This is a genomic window from Alistipes sp. AF14-19, assembly GCF_003461645.1.
Classification (GTDB): Bacteria; Bacteroidota; Bacteroidia; order Bacteroidales; family Rikenellaceae; genus Alistipes; species Alistipes shahii.
Map to the genome: position 1 here is coordinate 25600 of NZ_QTXM01000005.1, position 17235 is coordinate 42834.

Annotated in this window: 15 protein-coding genes; 9 read left to right on the forward strand and 6 right to left on the reverse strand. The window is 61.1% G+C overall.

Annotated elements, in window-relative coordinates; all coding sequences use genetic code 11:
* Positions 1–97 precede the first annotated feature (97 nt).
* Complete coding sequence (locus tag DWW03_RS06165) at positions 98–334, reverse strand: hypothetical protein (RefSeq protein WP_118406500.1); 237 nt, start codon at positions 332–334, stop codon at positions 98–100.
* A gap of 61 nt (positions 335–395) precedes the next feature.
* On the opposite strand from DWW03_RS06165, the gene DWW03_RS06170 reads away from it, so the two are divergent.
* Complete coding sequence (locus DWW03_RS06170) at positions 396–2009, forward strand: ABC-F family ATP-binding cassette domain-containing protein (RefSeq protein ID WP_015545769.1); 1614 nt, start codon at positions 396–398, stop codon at positions 2007–2009.
* Positions 2010–2092: 83 nt separating this feature from the next.
* On the opposite strand, the gene DWW03_RS06175 is transcribed toward DWW03_RS06170, so the two are convergent.
* From DWW03_RS06175 to DWW03_RS06185, 3 genes are all read right to left on the reverse strand, one after another.
* On the reverse strand, positions 2093–2887 hold the full coding sequence (locus DWW03_RS06175; RefSeq protein WP_015545770.1) for a gluconate 5-dehydrogenase: 795 nt from the start codon (positions 2885–2887) through the stop codon (positions 2093–2095).
* Positions 2888–2917: 30 nt separating this feature from the next.
* Positions 2918–3760, reverse strand: coding sequence for a 5-dehydro-4-deoxy-D-glucuronate isomerase (gene kduI, locus DWW03_RS06180; RefSeq protein WP_022061534.1), 843 nt, complete (start codon positions 3758–3760; stop codon positions 2918–2920).
* 199 nt (positions 3761–3959) lie between these two features.
* Positions 3960–4631, reverse strand: coding sequence for an XRE family transcriptional regulator (locus DWW03_RS06185; protein ID WP_015545772.1), 672 nt, complete (start codon positions 4629–4631; stop codon positions 3960–3962).
* A gap of 141 nt (positions 4632–4772) precedes the next feature.
* On the opposite strand from DWW03_RS06185, the gene DWW03_RS06190 reads away from it, so the two are divergent.
* The 3 genes from DWW03_RS06190 to DWW03_RS06200 all read left to right on the forward strand — a co-directional run bounded on the left by DWW03_RS06190 (position 4773) and on the right by DWW03_RS06200 (position 7990).
* Entirely contained in the window at positions 4773–5060 is a 288-nt protein-coding gene (locus DWW03_RS06190; RefSeq protein ID WP_022061535.1) for a hypothetical protein, read from the forward strand.
* Between the two features lie 117 nt (positions 5061–5177).
* On the forward strand, positions 5178–6767 hold the full coding sequence (terL, locus tag DWW03_RS06195; RefSeq protein WP_259301980.1) for a phage terminase large subunit: 1590 nt from the start codon (positions 5178–5180) through the stop codon (positions 6765–6767).
* 107 nt (positions 6768–6874) lie between these two features.
* Positions 6875–7990: an NAD(P)H-dependent flavin oxidoreductase gene (locus DWW03_RS06200; RefSeq protein ID WP_118406501.1), complete on the forward strand. Its 1116-nt coding sequence runs from the start codon at positions 6875–6877 to the stop codon at positions 7988–7990.
* Between the two features lie 77 nt (positions 7991–8067).
* Here the strand turns inward: DWW03_RS06200 and DWW03_RS06205 are convergent, their stop codons facing one another.
* Together DWW03_RS06205 and tsaD are read right to left on the reverse strand one after the other, a co-directional pair.
* A complete protein-coding gene (locus DWW03_RS06205) occupies positions 8068–8958 on the reverse strand; it encodes a BACON domain-containing protein (RefSeq protein ID WP_147344291.1) in 891 nt (296 codons plus the stop codon).
* Positions 8959–8985: 27 nt separating this feature from the next.
* Positions 8986–10008: a tRNA (adenosine(37)-N6)-threonylcarbamoyltransferase complex transferase subunit TsaD gene (gene tsaD / locus DWW03_RS06210; RefSeq protein ID WP_015545777.1), complete on the reverse strand. Its 1023-nt coding sequence runs from the start codon at positions 10006–10008 to the stop codon at positions 8986–8988.
* 61 nt (positions 10009–10069) lie between these two features.
* Here tsaD and DWW03_RS06215 point away from each other — a divergent pair, with 61 nt between their 5' ends.
* The 5 genes from DWW03_RS06215 to DWW03_RS06235 all read left to right on the forward strand — a co-directional run bounded on the left by DWW03_RS06215 (position 10070) and on the right by DWW03_RS06235 (position 17234).
* Entirely contained in the window at positions 10070–14665 is a 4596-nt protein-coding gene (locus tag DWW03_RS06215; RefSeq protein ID WP_022061886.1) for a translocation/assembly module TamB domain-containing protein, read from the forward strand.
* 229 nt (positions 14666–14894) lie between these two features.
* Complete coding sequence (locus tag DWW03_RS06220; protein ID WP_022061887.1) at positions 14895–15569, forward strand: MotA/TolQ/ExbB proton channel family protein; 675 nt, start codon at positions 14895–14897, stop codon at positions 15567–15569.
* A 6-nt stretch (positions 15570–15575) separates the two neighbouring features.
* Positions 15576–15983, forward strand: coding sequence for an ExbD/TolR family protein (locus DWW03_RS06225; RefSeq protein WP_015545779.1), 408 nt, complete (start codon positions 15576–15578; stop codon positions 15981–15983).
* 104 nt (positions 15984–16087) lie between these two features.
* Positions 16088–16783: an energy transducer TonB gene (locus DWW03_RS06230; RefSeq protein WP_022061888.1), complete on the forward strand. Its 696-nt coding sequence runs from the start codon at positions 16088–16090 to the stop codon at positions 16781–16783.
* A 10-nt stretch (positions 16784–16793) separates the two neighbouring features.
* Positions 16794–17234: a DUF1573 domain-containing protein gene (locus tag DWW03_RS06235; protein ID WP_022061889.1), complete on the forward strand. Its 441-nt coding sequence runs from the start codon at positions 16794–16796 to the stop codon at positions 17232–17234.
* Position 17235: the final 1 nt, after the last annotated feature.

Sequence of the window (17235 nt, forward strand, 5' to 3'; positions counted from 1 at the left end):
CAGATTATGGGTTAACAACGATTTCGCAAATATACAGTGACTGATTGGGGCAAAACGGCGAATTTGTTCGCAGTCCATGCCGAACCGATCCTGTCCGTTATGCAAATATATTAAATAAATTGTCATATCGGACTTTTTCGGGCGATTTTTTAGCTTTCCGTTCCGTGTCTGTCGGTTTTTTGCGCCCCGGATCGCTAATTCGCTGTAATTCAAAAGATAACTTTTTGTTGCGATCGTCGCTGAAAAACCTTTTCGGACTCCGTTCTTTCGGATGCGCTCCGCATGCCGCCGGAATTTCGGGCCGAAAAGCGGCGATCCGGACGATTTTTTTCATTCCGGTGCGGTTTCCTCGTTCTTTTGGGCTACTTTTGCAGTTTCAAATTCAGATTTTAAGGATGATTACAGTTTCGAATTTAGAGGTGCAATACGGAAAACGGGTTCTTTTCAAGGATATCAATCTCAAATTCACCCCGGGCAACTGCTACGGTGTGATCGGGGCCAACGGGGCGGGGAAGTCCACGTTCCTCAAAGTGCTCAGCGGCGAGGTGACCCCGTCGCGGGGCAACGTGGCCTTCGGCCCGGGCGAACGCCTGTCGGTGCTCAAGCAGGACCACTTCGCCTATGACGGGTTTACGGTCCTCGACACGGTTCTGATGGGGCATCAGCCGCTGTGGGAGACGATGAAGGAGAAGGAGGCGTTGTACGCCAAGCCCGACTTTTCGGAGGAGGACGGTCTCCGGGCCGGGGAGCTGGAGGAGCGGTTCGCGGAGATGCAGGGCTGGAACGCCGAGAGCGACGCCGCCAACCTGTTGAGCAGCCTCGGGGTCCGGGAAGCCCTGCACGGCCAGCTGATGCGCGATTTGAGCGCCAAGGAGAAGGTGCGCGTGCTGCTGGCGCAGGCCCTGTTCGGCAAACCCGACAACCTGCTGCTCGACGAGCCGACCAACGACCTCGACCGGACGACGATCGCGTGGCTGGAGAATTACCTGTCGAATTACGAAAACACGGTGCTGGTCGTCTCGCACGACCGCCACTTCCTCGATTCGGTGTGCACGCATACGGTCGATATTGATTACAGCGACATCAACCTTTTCTCGGGCAATTACAGCTTCTGGTACGAATCGAGCCAGCTCGCCCTGCGCCAGCAGCAGAACCAGAACAAGAAGGCCGAGGAGAAGAAAAAGGAATTGCTGGAATTCATCCAGCGGTTCAGCGCCAACGTCGCCAAGTCGAAGCAGACGACTTCGCGCCGGAAGATGCTCGAACGGCTCAACATCGAGGAGATCAAGCCCTCGATGCGCAAATACCCGGGCATCATCTTCCAGCCCGAACGCGAGGCGGGCACGAAGATCCTCGGGGTCGACGAGTTGAGCAAGACGGTGAACGGCGAACGGCTTTTCAGCGACGTCAGCTTCACGGTCGAGAAGGGCGACAAGATCGCCTTCCTGGCGCGCGATCCGCGTGCCGTGTCGGCGCTGTTCGACATTCTGGTCGGCGACGACAAGGCCGATTCGGGCGTCGTCGAGTGGGGCACGACGATCAATTACGCCTACCTTCCGCTCAACAACGCCCCCTGGTTCGAGAGCCAGCTCTCGATCGTCGACTGGCTGGCGCAGTTCTCGTCCGACACCTCGGAACTCTATTTGAGGGGGTATCTGGGCAAGATGCTCTTCAGCGGCGAGGAGATTTACAAGAAGGTCAGCGTCCTCTCCGGCGGCGAGAAGGTGCGCTGCATGGTGGCGAAGATGATGATCCAGCAGCCCAATACGCTCGTGCTGGACTCTCCGACCAACCACCTCGACCTCGAATCCATCCAGGCGTTCAACAACTCGCTGATCAATTTCAAGGGCAACGTGCTGATGAGTTCGCACGACCACGAATTCGTCAATACGGTCGCCAACCGCATCATCGAACTCACGCCCAACGGCATGGTCGACCGTTATATGGAGTACGACGACTACATCACCGACGAGGTCGTCGCCCGGCGTCTGGAGGCCCTCTGGGCCTGAAACGCGCGGCATGCCGGCCCTGAAAACGGAAACAGCCCCCGCTTCGGTGAGCGGGGGCTGTTTCATGCGGAGGTGTGCGGAACCTACTGCGGCTGCTTGCCGATGTAGGCCAGAATGCCGCCGTCGACGTAGAGGATGTGTCCGTTGACGAAATCCGAAGCGTCCGATGCGAGGAACACGGCGGGTCCCATCAGGTCTTCGGGCGTGCCCCAGCGTGCCGCGGGGGTCTTGGCCACGATGAACGAATCGAACGGGTGGCGCGATCCGTCGGCCTGACGCTCGCGCAGCGGTGCGGTCTGGGGCGTCGCGATGTAACCCGGGCCGATGCCGTTGCACTGGATGTTGTATTCGCCGTACTCCGAAGCGATGTTGCGGGTCAGCATCTTCAGTCCGCCTTTGGCTGCGGCGTAGGCCGAGACGGTCTCGCGGCCCAGCTCCGACATCATCGAGCAGATGTTGATGATCTTGCCCTTGCCCTTCTTGATCATCGAGGGGATGACGGCCTTCGAGACGATGAACGGGCCGTTGAGGTCGATGTCGATCACCTGGCGGAACTCCGCGGCGGTCATCTCGACCATCGGGATGCGCTTGATGATGCCGGCGTTGTTGACGAGGATGTCCACGATGCCGACCTCTTTTTCGATCTGCGCCACCATGGCGTTCACCTGCTCCTCGCTGGTCACGTCGCAGACGTAGCCTTTGGCCTCGATGCCCTCGGCCTTGTAGGCGGCCAGGCCTTTGTCCACCAGCTCCTGTTTGATGTCGTTGAAGACGATTTTTGCGCCCTGACGTGCGAAAGCCGTTGCCAGTGCGAATCCGATGCCGTAAGAGGCGCCCGTCACGAGCGCGACCTTACCTTCCAGTGAAAAGTTTACCATAATTTTGAATTATGAATTTTGAATTATGAATTATTTCAGGTCCGTTATTTTCGAAAAATCCTGGTCGCCGTAGTCGAGGTTCTCGCCGCCCATGCCCCAGATGAAGGTGTAGTTGTGCGTGGCTGCGGCGCTGTGGATCGACCATTCGGGCGAGAGCACGGCCTGATCGCCCTTCATCCAGATGTGGCGCGTCTCGTCGACTTCGCCCATGAAGTGGCACACGGCCTGGTCCTCGGGCACTTCGAAATAGAAATAGGCCTCCATGCGGCGCGAGTGCACGTGTGCGGGCATCGTGTTCCACACGCTTCCGGGCAGCAGCTCGGTCATGCCCATCTGCAACTGGCAGGTCGGCAGCACCTGGTTCACGAGCATCTTGTTGATGTTGCGGTCGTTCGACCCTTCGAGCGAACCCATGTGGGCCACCACGGCGTCGGCTTTGGTGACCTTCTTGTCGGGGTAGTTGCGGTGTGCGGTCAGCGAGTTGAAATAGAATTTGGCGGGATTCCCGGCGTCCTTGCTCGCGAAGGTCACCTCGCGGTCGCCCGAACCGAGGTAGAGGGCCTCCTTGTAGCCGAGTTCGAACACGGCGTCGCCGGCCTTCACCACGCCGGGGCCTCCGACGTTGTAGATGCCCATTTCGCGGCGCGTGAGGAAGAACGGAGCCTTCAGCGGGTCGATGGCTTCGAGGCGGAGCGTCTCGGCGACAGGCATGGCGCCTCCGACGACCATGCGGTCGTACATCGAGTAGACCATGTTGACCTCGTCGGCCGTGAATACCTTTTCGATCAGGAAATCGCGGCGCAGACGCGCCGTGTCGTAGCTTTTCGCATCCTCGGGATGCGCCGCATAGCGGATTTCGTAATTGGTTTTCATAGTTATAATTGTTGCATTCGTTGTATTCCGGAACGGCGGGCCGCAGCCCGGAGTTTGACACGGTCGAAATTGGCGAACCAATTCGACCTTTGCAAAGATAATAAAAAATCCGGAATTGGTTACCCAAAACCGGATTTTATTTGCGCAGCTTTGTCCGATTGCGTTTTTTCGCCCCTTCGGTCTGCCTCCGCTGTTTCTGCTAACGGATCGAGTTCATCCTGATGCTCGCCTTCACGAGCGCGATGGCGCGGATGCGCGAGATCTCCACGTCCTTGTCGGCGTGGTGCTGGTTCTGGCTCACGAGTTTCACGTAGCCTGCGCGGTCTGATTTCTGAATGTACTTCACCGTCACGTACTCCTCGCCGTCGATGTCGATCGACAGCAGGTACATGTCGCCCCAGAAGATGTCGTTTATGTCGCGCAGCTGCTTGTACAGCACGATGTCGCCGCTCTTGAGCAGCGGGTACATCGAGTCGCCGACGATATAGATCGCCCCGTCGCATTTCGGGAGGTTGGGAATGTGGATGAAGTTGACGGGCTTGCTCTGCGCCTGGTCGGTGAACAGCGGGACCAGGCCCGCCGTGCCCTCGATCGAGTAGAGGGGGACGCTTTGCAGCGGCAGCGAGTTGTCCGTGCGGTGCATGTAGGCCGTCAGATCGGGTTCGGCGTTGAACATGTTGCCCTTGCCGGTTTCGAGCCAGTCGGGATTGACGTTCAATTCCTGAACCAATATGTTGCGGTTGCGCGCCGAAAGCCCCGCCTTGCCGGTTTCGATCATCGACAGCGCCGCTTTGCCGATTCCAAGTCGTTGTGCCAGTTGCTCTTGTGTCATGCCGAGCTGCTTGCGTATCAGTTTTACCCGTTCGTTCATCGCTTTGTTATCGGAATTATTTATATAAAATATTTGAACTTTATTGCAGAAAATTCAAATTTTGAACTTATCTTTGTTCTGCAAAGTTAAACAATTTATTTTCTTCTGCAAACTCTTTTGCGAAAAAACGATTAATTATCAATGATGTATTCGGTTTCATCGGAACTTTACCTTGAAGTGGCCGCGCGTCTTGCGGAGGCCATCGGCGGGGGAAGTTACTTTTCAGGCTCGCTCACGTTTCCTTTCGGCGATATGGAGTGCCGGCTCACGGCCTCGGTGATCGTCTACCGGCGGCGCGAGCAGCTCCCCGAGGGCGACCGGGACGCGATTGCGGACCTGGTTCCCGTCTGGTGGGAGTTTCACACCGTCGGCAGCGACGGCGAAGCGCTGAACGACTTCTCGTTTTCCGAGGTGCGCGCGCTCCTCTGACCTGCCGCCGCGCTCCGGCCCTCCTTCCCCGGCACGGCGCTGCCGCCGGAGCGCACCCCGACAAAAAACCTGCCCGCCGCGGCGCCGCGCATGGGTTTTTCAAAAAAATTCAGTAAAATGCTCAAACCAACCGAACCGACCTCTGCGGAGCGCTCCTCCGCAGAGGTTTTCGTAACCGGCGGGAACGCCTCTCCGGATGCTCCCGCGTGCGATGCCGTATTTGCGGGCTTTCCGCTGTTTTCCGGCGGCTCGCCGTTTCCCGAGGGGCTGGTGCTTCCGGACGACGCGCCGCCGGCCGCGCCCCCGTCCTTCGCCGATTTCGCCCTCGGGGTCTATCCCTTTCTCGAGCTCGAACCCTTCCACCGGGCCTATTACCGGGTGCTGGAGGCCTTTGCCGCGGGGCGCGTCCGGCGGCTGATCGTCACCATGCCGCCCCAGCACGGTAAGAGCGTCGGGGCCACGACCCTGCTCCCGGCCTACGTGCTGGGGCTCGACCCCGACTGCCGGGTGGCGATCGCCTCCTACTCGGGGACGCTGGCCTCGAAGTTCAACCGCCGCGTGCAGCGCATCCTCGAATCGCAGGAATACGCGGCCTTTTTTCCGGACACCTCCATCAAGCGGGGGGCGAAACCGCCCGGCTACATCCGCACGGCCGACGAGGTCGAGATCATCGGCCGCCGGGGCGGGCTGCTCTCCGTCGGCCGCGAAGGGTCGCTGACGGGTAACCGCGTGGATTGCTTTGTTTTGGACGATTTATATAAAGACGCGCTTGAAGCCAATTCGCCGCTCGTCCGCGCCAACTGCTGGGAGTGGTACACCTCCGTCGTGCGGACCCGCATGCACAACGCCTCGCGCGAGCTGGTGGTCTTCACCCGCTGGCACGAGGAGGACCTGATCGGCGCCCTCGCGGTCCGCGAGCCGGTCGAGGAGCTGCGCGCGTGGTCGCAGCTCGACACGCTGCCTGCCGACCGGTGGCTGCACCTCAATTTCGAGGCTCTGAAAACCGCGCCGCCCACGGAGGTCGACCCCCGCCAGCCGGGCGAGGCGTTGTGGGAGCGGCAGCACGGCGCTGCGCTGCTGGAGGCCAAGCGGCGGCTGGACCCGCTGCAATTCGAGGCGATGTATCAGGGGCGTCCGTCGGCCCGCGAGGGGCTGTTGTACGGGCTGAATTTCGCCGAGTACGACTGTCTGCCACACGAGATCGTCCGCCGCGCCAACTACACCGACACCGCCGACACGGGCGACGACTACCTCTGTTCGCTCTCCTATGCGGTCGATGCCAACGGGGTGATTTACATTACCGACGCGGTCTATTCGCGCGAGCCGATGGAGGCGACCGAGCCGCTGGTGGGGGAGATGCTCGTGCGCTCGGACACGCGGCAGGCCGCCATCGAGAGCAACAACGGCGGCCGCGGTTTCGCCCGGGCCGTGCAGGCACTTGCGCCGGGCGTGCGCGTCGAGTGGTTCCACCAGAGCGGCAACAAGGAGGCGCGCATCCTCTCCAATTCGGCCACGGCGCTCCACCTCGTGCGTTTTCCCCGCGGCTGGAACCTCCGCTGGCCCGAACTCTACGCCCATCTGACGACCTACCGCCGGAAGTTTCGCGCCAACCGATGGCACGACGCGGCGGATGTCGTGACGGGCATCGTCGAGCGCGAGGCCGCCGGCCGGGGGCAGAAACGGGTCCGCGGCATCCGGTTTTTGTGAGCGGACAATGTGAAGTCTGCGTTAAATATGTTCCCGCGCGGAACCAAACGCTCCGATTTTCCGTACCTTGTACCCCGTTACGTCACTTATTCTTTTAAGTAAACAGCATGAAATCATTGAAAATCGGAAATTTATGCGCCTCCATGCCCATCGTTCAGGGCGGTATGGGCGTAGGCGTCTCCCTTGCGGGCCTGGCATCGGCCGTGGCCAATCAGGGCGGTGTCGGCGTCATCTCGTCGGCCGGTCTCGGGGCGATCTATAACAACTATTCGAAGGACTATCGCGCCGCCTCGATCTGGGGGCTGAAGGAGGAGCTTCGCAAGGCCCGCGAAGCGACGAAGGGCATCATCGGCGTCAACGTCATGGTCGCCATGTCCAACTTCGCCGACATGGTGAAGACCGCCATCGCCGAGAAGGCCGACATCATCTTCTCGGGTGCGGGGCTTCCGTTGAACCTGCCGTCGTTCCTCACGGAAGACGCCAAGACCAAACTGGCTCCGATCGTTTCGTCGGCGCGCGCCGCGAAGGTACTGTGCCAGAAATGGTTCTCGGAATATAAGTACATCCCCGACGCCATCGTGGTCGAGGGTCCCAAGGCGGGCGGCCACCTGGGTTACAAGGCCGACCAGATCGCCGACGAGCACTATTCGCTCGAAGCCATCGTTCCGCAGATCGTGGCCGAGGTCCGTGCCTTCGAGGCCGAGCACAACTGCCGCATTCCGGTGATCGCCGGCGGCGGCATCTATACGGGCGAGGACATCTACCGCATCATGGCGCTGGGCGCCGACGGCGTGCAGATGGGGACGCGCTTCGTCACCACCGACGAGTGCGACGCCGATCCGGCTTTCAAGCAGAGCTACATCGAGGCGCACGAGGAGGACATCGAGATCATCCAAAGCCCCGTCGGCATGCCGGGTCGGGCCATTCGCAACTCGTTCCTCGACCGCGTGAAGGAGGGCCTGAAGGTCCCCAAGGCGTGCCCGTTCGACTGCATCAAGACGTGCGACGTGACGCACAGCCCCTACTGCATCATGCTGGCCCTCTATAACGCTTTCAAGGGCAAGCTCCGCAACGGCTACGCCTTCTGCGGCTCGAACGCCTGGCGTGCCGAGAAGATTCAGTCGGTCCGGGAGCTGATGACATCGCTCCGCACCGAGTACGACAGCTTCGCCGCGAAATGCGAAGGCTTCTCGCTCCGGGAAAAACTCTTCGGCGCGAAGTGATCCGCCGCCTCCCAATAAAGACAAACCCCTCCCGGCCAAATGGCCGGGAGGGGTTTGTCTTTGCCGGATGTCGTGCGTCATTTCGCCGCGGCGTAGACGAGTTTGAGTTTGGCGAGCTGCGCGTTTTTCTTGTTGGTGATCTCGATGCGGTAACGCAGGTTCTCTCGGGCGTCGATCAGTGTGTAGGACCATGTGCCGTCGTCGCCGTAATCGAGCGTATACTGCGGTTCCGAATTGTCGGCGCCGAACAGGTCGAGGCTGACGTCGTTCTGCTGGCTCGTGGGCAGGTAGTGAACCTCCGAAAGAACTTTGCCGGCGATGGCCGGGAATTCGACGTATGCGCCTAATTTGCTGAAAAACAGTCCTTGGGCCGGATCCGGAATGGAGGGGCTGAACTGTTTGTTGTCGAGCCAGTAGAATTTGCCGCCCTCGTCCGGATCGACGAAAATGGCAAATGTGTAGCCGCCGATCGTGTACTCATGGCGCCCGGTCGTGAAGTTATCCGTCGAATAGGGCGGCAGCTCGGGGGTGGCGACCGAAGCTCCCAGCGTAAAATCGGCCACCAGGGTTACCTCGGACGGCAGCACCGGGGTGATTTCGTCCTGGCTGACGCTGACGGTTTTCACTCCGTCGACGTTCGTGGCCGCGATCTCGATGCTGCCCAGCTGCTTCACATAGCCGTCCCAGTTGCCCGCGGCGGCGGTTACGCGGACGGTAGCGTCACCCGTGCCCTCGGTCTTGTCGAGCGTGAAGCCTTCGCCCGAGGGGACGGCCTTCCACGCGGCGGTCGTAGTGATGGTGAAGGTTTCGGACTCCCCGGCCTCGCCGCCCAGTACGAGGGCGTCTGTGCTGACGGTCAGCGTCGCGGTGTTCTTGTCGTTGTCGTCGTTGCAGGCGGTTGGGCCGGTGACGGCGAAAACTGACAGCAGCAGCCCCGAAAGGACCCGCATGAATCTGGATGTTTGCATAAATTATTTTTTTTGTGAGTGAGTAGCTTACAACTCCTCGAGCCGCGCCACGGGCGAGACGTCGAGCGACGAGAAGTCGCCCCGCAGGTAGCGGTAGTAGCCCGCCATGGCGATCATCGCCGCGTTGTCGGTCGTGAACTTGAACTCCGGAAGGAACGTTCGCCAGCCGCGCCGGCGGCCCGCTTCGGCGATGCCGTCGCGCAGGCCCGAGTTGGCCGAGACGCCGCCCGCGATGGCGATGTCGCGGATGCCCGTCTCCTTCGAGGCGCGGATGAGTTTGTCGAGCAGAATCTCGACGATGGTCCCTTGCAGCGAGGCGCAGAGGTCGGCCTTGTGCGTCTCGATGAAGTCGGGGTCTGCGGCCACGGCGTCGCGCAGCGTGTAGAGGAACGAGGTTTTCAGGCCCGAGAACGAATAGTCGTAGCCCTCGACGCGGGGATGCGCGAAGCGGAATGCCTTCGGATCGCCCTCCTTGGCCAGACGGTCGATCACCGGGCCGCCCGGGTAGGGCAGTCCCATCACCTTGGCGCACTTGTCGAAGGCCTCGCCCGCGGCGTCGTCGATCGTCGTGCCGATGATCTCCATTTCGAGCGGGGAGTCCACGCGCACGATCTGCGTGTGGCCGCCGCTCACCAGAAGACACAGGAACGGAAAGTCCGGATGGGGCAGCGTGCGGTCCCGAAGGTCGATGAAGTGTGAGAGAATGTGCCCCTGAAGGTGGTTGACCTCGACCATCGGGATGTTGCGGGCGATCGAAAGCCCCTTGGTGAACGACACGCCCACGAGCAGCGATCCGACCAGCCCCGGGCCGCGGGTGAAGGCGATGGCGTCGATCCGGTCGGCGGCGACGCCCGCCTCCTTGAGCGCCGTGTCCACGACGGGGATGATGTTCTGCTGGTGGGCCCGCGAGGCCAGTTCGGGGATCACGCCGCCGTATTTGACGTGAACCGCCTGCGAGGCGATGACGTTCGACAGCAGGACGTTGTTGCGGAGCACGGCGGCAGAGGTGTCGTCACACGAGGATTCGATGCCGAGAATTGTAATATCCATCCGGAATTATAATTGTTTTTTAACTATTTTCGCTAAATTTGCAGGTTATATAGGAGTCCTGATGCGCAAAGGTATAAAAATATTGGGAAAGGTGTTCTCGGCGGCGGTTTTGTTGCTGATAATTGTTCCCGTGGCGCTCTCGCTGCTGCTCGACATTCCCGCCGTGCAGAACTACGCGGTGCACAGGGCCGCGTGCTTCGTCTCGCGCAAGCTGGAGACCACCGTGTCGATCGACCGCGTGGACATCGGCATCTTCTCGAAGGTCAGGGTCAAGGGCTTCTATGTCGAGGACTACCAGCGCGACACGCTGCTTTACGTCGGGAAGCTCGACGCCTTCATCACGAGTTTCGGCATCTTCGGCGGCGGGCTGGAGCTGAGCCGCGGCGAGATCGCCGACGCGAGGCTTTACCTGCGGCAGACGCCCGGCGGGGAGATGAACATCAAACAGATCGTCGACCGCATTTCCGACCCCGACAAACCCAAGAAGGGCAATTTCCGCCTCTCGCTGAAGAAGGCCTCGATCGAGAACATGGACCTCTGCCTCGAACGGCTCGACCATCGCGATCCGGAGCACGGCATCGACTTCTCGCACATGCACCTCTACGGCATCACGGCCCGCGTGGACGATTTCACGATCGACGGGCAGGCCATTTACACCTCCATTGCGGCCTTTTCGGCCCGCGAACGCAGCGGCTTCGTGCTGAACCACCTGGCCGGGCGGTTCTACATGACGCAGGGCTGTCTGGGCTTCGAGAACGCCTCGATCATCACGCCGCGTTCGAACGTCAACTTTCCGTTCGTCTCGCTGGCGGGCGACTCGTGGGCGCAGTACAAGGATTTCATCGGCGAGGTGCGCATCGACGCCTCGATGCGCAATACGACCGTTTCGACCGACGACATCGCCTTTTTCGCCCCGAAGCTGCGCGACTGGCATGTGGATTTCACCGACGTAAACGTCGAGGTCGCCGGCGTGGTGTCCGATTTCACGGGCCGGATCAGGAGCATGCAGATCGGCGAGGGGACGACGCTCGTGGCCGACGCCTCGGTGAAGGGGCTTCCCGACATCCGGAAGACCCGTTTCGACCTGTCGGTTCCCCGCCTGCGCTCCACGGCCCGGGCCGTGGACGAGCTGGTCCTCGGCATCGCGGGCCGCAAACTCTCGGACAAGCTGGTCGGCGTGCTGGGCAATTCCGGGCAGATCGACCTCAATGCCCGTTTCCGGGGACTGCTCTCGTCGTTCGACATGCAGCTGGGCGCCGCGACGGGCGTGGGCAACGTCTCCTGCAACCTGAAAATGGCCCCGGTCAAAGGGGGGTTGAGCAGCGTGCGGGGCGATGTCGAGACGCGCAACCTGCGTCTGGGCGAGCTGCTCGACCGCCGCGATCTGCTGGGCAACGCCACCCTCACGGCCTATGTCGACGGCGTGATCGGCAGGGGCGTGGCCGACGCCAACGTCGTGGGCAACGTCACGCAGCTGGGATTCAACGGCTATGTCTACGACTCGCTGCGGCTCGACGGCCGCCTGCGCAACCGCGAGTTCGACGGACGCATCACGGCCCGCGATCCCAACCTCGACTTCGACTTCTTCGGCACGGTCGACCTGAACGACTCCGTGCCGCGCTACGACTTCACGATGGACCTGCGGCACGCCGATCTGGCCCGGCTGCACGTCAACCGCCGCGACTCGGTGTCGCAGCTCTCGGGCCGCATCGTCGCTGCCGCCGGAGGGCGTTCGCTCGACGATCTGAACGGCCGCATTCAGGTGACCGACGCCCGCTACCGCTACAACGACAAGGAGATCGCGGCCGCCAGCATGACCGTCACGGGCGAGAACTCCGAGCGGAGCAAGTTCGTGGAACTGCGCTCGGACTTCGCCGACGTCACGTTCCGGTCGAAAACCAGCTACCGCACCGTCTTCGAATACCTGCGCCGGAGCGCGTGGAAATACCTGCCGATGCTGGGCGGCGAAAAGTGGGAGGAGACGCCTTCGGAACGCAAGGCCGCCGTGGCCAACGACTTCTCGCTGCTGTCGGTCAACATCCGCAATTTCAACCCCGTGGCCGACGCCGTGTCGACGGGACTTCAGATCGCCGACGGCTCGTCGCTGCAACTGTTGTTCAATCCGGCCAGCGACCAGTTGTCGCTCAAGGCAGCGTCGGAATACATCGAGCGCCGGCGCATGCTTGCCACGCGCCTTTCGGTCAACGCCTCGAACCGCGGCGACTCGCTGGCGGTCTACGCCTCGGCCGAGGATCTCTATGCAGGGGTGCTGCACCTTCCGCGCCTCTCGCTGACGGGCGGCGCGCGGCAGAACCGCGTGCAGCTCTCGGCAGGCTTCGACGACACCCTGCGCCGCGTCTCGGGACTCGTCGGGTTCCGCGCCGCGGTGGCCGACGAGCACGGACCCAACGGCCGCGTCGTCGATTTGCGGATTCTTCCCTCGCACATCACCCGCGGCGACAAGACGTGGCAGATTTTCGCCCGCAAAATCCTGCTCGACACCGCGCAGGTCGTGATCGACAAGTTCTACGTGATGAACCGCGAGCAGGAGCTGCTGCTCGACGGCGTCGCCTCGCGCAGCCGCGAGGATTCGGTGACGCTCTCGCTGCACAATTTCGACCTGGCGCCCTTCGCGCAGGTCGCCGAGCGCATGGGCTATTACATCGAGGGGCGCACGAACGGTTCGGCGGCGATGAAGTCGGTGCTGCGCGGCGGCGAGATCACGGCCGACATCCTGCTCGACAGCGTGGAGGTCAACGACATTCCCGCGCCGCCGATGCGCCTCGCCTCGCGCTGGGACTTCGCCCGCAGCCGCGCCGGAGTGACGGTCTCCGACCGTATCAGGCGCGACACGCTGATCCGCGGTTTCTACGCCCCCGACCGCAACCGCTATTTCGCCCGGCTGGACGTCGACAGTCTCGACATGGCGCTGCTGGACCCGATCCTCGCGGGTGTCGTCTCCTCGACCGAGGGCATGGCCTCGGCCGGCCTCACGTTGCAGGGCCAGGGCCGCAAGGCCGATCTCGAAGGCGAAATCCGGGTCGCGGGGCTGAAAACCACGGTCGATTTCACGCAGGTGACCTACTCGATGCCCGAGGCCGTGCTGAACGTGAAGAACAACCGGTTCAGGGCTTCGAACGTCCCGATTTTCGACCCACGGGGCAACCGGGGGCGGTTCGATTTCGACATGAGCCTCCAGCACCTTTCGAATATCTCCTACGACGTGCGCGTGGCCCCGCAGCAGATGCTGGTGCTCGACACCGACTCCGACGACAACGACATGTTCTACGGCAGGGTCTTCGCCACGGGCACGGCCCGCATCTCGGGCGACAAGGGGGCGGTGAACATGGATATAACGGCCTCGACCGACGGCAACTCCTCGTTCGTGATGCCGCTGTCGAGCAAGTCGAACATTTCGAACGCCGATTTCGTGGTCTTCGAGCAGCCCGAGCAGGCCGATACGCTCGACGACGTGGCGCGCAAGAAACTCTCCTTCGAGCGCAAGCACCGCCAGAAATCCGACGCCGGGAGCCAGATGAAGATCACCCTCGCGCTCGACGTGCGGCCCGACGCCGAAGTCGAACTCGAAGTGGCGGGCAACACGGTCAAGGGGCGCGGCGCGGGCGCGCTGAACCTCCAGATCAACCCCAAGGCCAATATTTTCGAGATCTACGGCGACTATACGATCGCGGAGGGCAGTTTCATGCTGTCGCTCCAGCAGATCATCAACAAACGCTTCACCATCGAGAGCGGTTCGTCGATCCAGTGGACCGGGTCGCCGATGAACGCGATGCTCGACATCGACGCCGTGTACAAGGTCAAGGCGTCGCTGCAACCCCTCCTGCAGGGCACGGCCGACCTCGGGGGCGACCGTTCGGTTCCCGTGGAGTGCGTCATTCACCTCGGCGAGCGGCTTTCGAACCCCACGATCACCTTCGACGTGCGGGTTCCCGGCTCCGATCCCGAGACGCAGAGCCTGATCGCCAATGCTCTCTCGACCCCCGAGACGGTCGACACGCAGTTCCTCTACCTGCTGCTGTTCAACAGCTTCATGTCCGAGAACTCGTCGCAGGCCTCGTCGAACATCGGCAGCTCGGTGTCGGCGGCCACGGGACTGGAGTTCGTGTCGAACATGGTCAGCAACTGGCTTTCGTCGTCCGACTACAACGTGGTGATCCGCTACCGGCCCAAATCGGAACTGACGAGCGACGAGGTCGATTTCGGGCTGTCGAAGAGCCTGATCAACAACCGGCTGTTCGTCGAGGTCGAGGGCAACTACCTGATCGACAACAAGCAGGCCGTGAACAGTTCGATGTCCAACTTCATGGGCGAGGCCTACATCACCTACCTGATCGACCGGGCCGGGACGCTCAAGCTGAAAGCCTTCACGCAGACCATCGACCGCTTCGACGAGAACCAGGGTTTGCAGGAGACCGGCATCGGCGTCTACTTCAAGGAGGATTTCGACAACCTGCGCGACCTGCGGCAGCGGATCAAGGAGCGTTTTACGAACAAGAAGCGCAAGGCGCGGCGCATCGCCCGCCGTACGGCCCGCGCGGCCGAAAAGGCGGCCGAAGATGCGGACCGGAGCCGTCTGCGCGAACCGGCGGATACGCTTTCGCCGTTCGGATACGTTAAAGAGGAAGAGGATGAATAGAAGGTGAACTTTGCGGTTAAGCGAGAGCAGAGACTGCTTGAAAAGTGAAAGATGTCCCTGCGGTGATTGAATCCGACTTGATGCCGGAGCCGTGAAACAACGACCCGACTAAAAGCGCGGGCGGAGGGGCCGGGGCGCGTGCGCCCCCGCGGGCGCAGACTGCAAAACCGGCGCTCGGAAACGAAATTGGAAGGATAAAATTTGTAAACTTAAATATTTCTAAACCATTATGACAACATTTTTGCAGGCTGCCGAGGCGGTGGCCGTAAGTGAGGAGACCCGTATGGGCTTGTGGACCCTGTTTACCAAAGGCGGCTGGCTGATGTGGCCGCTGCTGGCGCTGGGGGGCGTGACGATCTTTATCTTCGTGGAGCGTTTCATGGCCATCCGCAAGGCTTCGGTGCTGGACATGAACTTTATGAACCGCATCCGCGACTACATCTCCGACGGCAAGATCTCGACGGCCGTGAACCTCTGCAAGAAGACCGACACGCCCATCGCACGCATGATCGAGAAGGGCATCGAGCGCATCGGACGCCCGATGAGCGACGTGCAGACCGCCATCGAGAACGTCGCCAACCTCGAAGTCTCGAAACTCGAAAACGGCCTTCCGTTCCTGGCCACGATCGCCGGCGGCGCGCCGATGATCGGTTTCCTCGGCACGGTGTTAGGTATGGTGCAGACCTTCATGGACATGTCCGCCGCGGGCGGCACGGTCGACCTGGGGCTGCTGTCGAGCGGCATGTACGTGGCGATGGTGACCACCGTGATGGGTCTGATCGTCGGCATTCCGGCCTACTTCGGCTACAACTACCTCGTGGCGCGCATCGAGAAGCTGGTGTTCCAGATGGAGGCCAACTCGATCGCGTTTATGGACATTCTGAATCAACCCGTTCAAAAATAGCGCGTTATGGCAATCAAACACGGATCGAAAGTCGATAAATCGTTCTCGGCCTCGTCGATGACCGACCTGATGTTCCTGCTGCTGCTGTTCCTCTTGATCGCCACGACGCTGATCAACCCCAACGCCCTGAAACTGATGCTTCCGAAGAGTTCGAACCAGTTGAAGGACAAGGCGATGACCACGGTGTCGGTTCAGGATGCGGGTCACGGCAAGTATCGTTACTATGTCGAATTGCAGGACGTGGGTTCGATCGGCGGCGTGGAGCGGGCGCTCAAGGCGCGGCTCGACGGGCAGAAGGACGCTACCGTCTCGCTCCACTGCGACAAGACCGTTGCGGTGGATGAGGTGGTGAAGGTTATGAACATCGCCAAGGACAATAATTATAAACTTATTTTGGCGACTTCGCCGAAATAAGTTCAATGAAAAATGAAAAATTAAGAATTAAAAATGAAATCCGTGCCACCCTGGCGCAGGGGCAATTTTTAATTTTTCATTCTTAATTTTTAATTGGGAAACCAATGTATTACTACGATCCCGATAATAAATCCCCGCGACGGTGGGCGATGATCGCGACGGCGGTCTACGGCGTGCTGCTGGCCGGCTCGTTCGCGCTGGTGTCGTTCGATTTCTCGCCGGTGACGGACAAGCCGGGCGACACGATTCTCGTCGACTTCACCGAGCCGCCCGTTCCCGAGCCGCCCAGACCGCCCGTGAAGGTGGCCAACGAGCCGCGCGTGCACGATGTCGCGGCACCCGTGGAGCAGACGGCGCAGGTTGCGGGCAAGGACCCTGTGACGCAGACGCCCAACCCCAAGGCGCTGTTCAAGATGAACAAGGGCGGGGCCGACGAACCCGACAATGCGGGCAATCCCCGCGCTCCCGAGGGCGAGGACAAGGCCAGCGGCACGGGTCCGGGACTGAACCCCGACGGACTGGACCAGCTGGACCAGGATCTGAAAAAGCGCGGACTGGTAGGGGTGCTGCCTCTGCCGGAACAGCCTGAAAATAAGAGCGGTGTGGTGCTTATTCGTGTGACGGTTGATGCTTCGGGGCGGGTTACAAGTGCAGCTTATGAGCCGAAAGGATCTACAACATCCGATGTAGAGTTAGTGGCCGAAGCGCGAAAAGCTGCGCTTAGAACGCGATTTACCGAAAGTCGAACTGTGATTGAAGGCGGCGTGATAACATATATTTTTAAGTTAACTGCGGAATAGAATTTGAACGATGAAAATACTACTGCTGACAATCCTCGCCTGCCTGGCGTTCGCTGCGGGCTATGCCGAAAAACCCGTAAAGGGGGCGCACCTCCGGCTGGAGAACGCGACCTATAATTTCGGCGACGTGCCCCGTAAGGGCGGCGACCTGGTCCGCGAATTCCGGTTCGTCAACGACGGTACGGCCCCGCTGGTGCTGGTGCGGGTCATCACTTCGTGTTCGTGCCTCAAGGCGTCGTTCTCGAAGCGTCCCGTGGAGCCGGCCGATTCGGGGGTGATCCGCATCATCTACGAACCCCACAAGAGCGAGCCGGGAGCCTTCAACAAGGTGATCCAGGTCTACTCCAATTCGGTCGACGGCCGCGACGTGATCACCGTGCAGGGCAACTCGATCGAGGGGCAGCCCCGCGGAAAGGTCAAGACCGAAAAGGTGAAAGTGAAGTATAAGTAAG

Bases quoted from the DNA above. Each gene is read 5' to 3' on its own strand.
- terL (WP_259301980.1), top strand. From the start codon at position 5,178: ATGCTCAAACCAACCGAACCGACCTCTGCGGAGCGCTCCTCCGCAGAG.
- DWW03_RS06170 (WP_015545769.1), top strand. From the start codon at position 396: ATGATTACAGTTTCGAATTTAGAGGTGCAATACGGAAAACGGGTTCTT.
- tsaD (WP_015545777.1), bottom strand. From the start codon at position 10,008: ATGGATATTACAATTCTCGGCATCGAATCCTCGTGTGACGACACCTCT.
- DWW03_RS06190 (WP_022061535.1), top strand. From the start codon at position 4,773: ATGATGTATTCGGTTTCATCGGAACTTTACCTTGAAGTGGCCGCGCGT.
- DWW03_RS06200 (WP_118406501.1), top strand. From the start codon at position 6,875: ATGAAATCATTGAAAATCGGAAATTTATGCGCCTCCATGCCCATCGTT.
- DWW03_RS06225 (WP_015545779.1), top strand. From the start codon at position 15,576: ATGGCAATCAAACACGGATCGAAAGTCGATAAATCGTTCTCGGCCTCG.
- DWW03_RS06165 (WP_118406500.1), bottom strand. From the start codon at position 334: ATGAAAAAAATCGTCCGGATCGCCGCTTTTCGGCCCGAAATTCCGGCG.
- DWW03_RS06220 (WP_022061887.1), top strand. From the start codon at position 14,895: ATGACAACATTTTTGCAGGCTGCCGAGGCGGTGGCCGTAAGTGAGGAG.
- kduI (WP_022061534.1), bottom strand. From the start codon at position 3,760: ATGAAAACCAATTACGAAATCCGCTATGCGGCGCATCCCGAGGATGCG.
- DWW03_RS06205 (WP_147344291.1), bottom strand. From the start codon at position 8,958: ATGCAAACATCCAGATTCATGCGGGTCCTTTCGGGGCTGCTGCTGTCA.
- DWW03_RS06215 (WP_022061886.1), top strand. From the start codon at position 10,070: ATGCGCAAAGGTATAAAAATATTGGGAAAGGTGTTCTCGGCGGCGGTT.
- DWW03_RS06175 (WP_015545770.1), bottom strand. From the start codon at position 2,887: ATGGTAAACTTTTCACTGGAAGGTAAGGTCGCGCTCGTGACGGGCGCC.
- DWW03_RS06230 (WP_022061888.1), top strand. From the start codon at position 16,088: ATGTATTACTACGATCCCGATAATAAATCCCCGCGACGGTGGGCGATG.
- DWW03_RS06185 (WP_015545772.1), bottom strand. From the start codon at position 4,631: ATGAACGAACGGGTAAAACTGATACGCAAGCAGCTCGGCATGACACAA.
- DWW03_RS06235 (WP_022061889.1), top strand. From the start codon at position 16,794: ATGAAAATACTACTGCTGACAATCCTCGCCTGCCTGGCGTTCGCTGCG.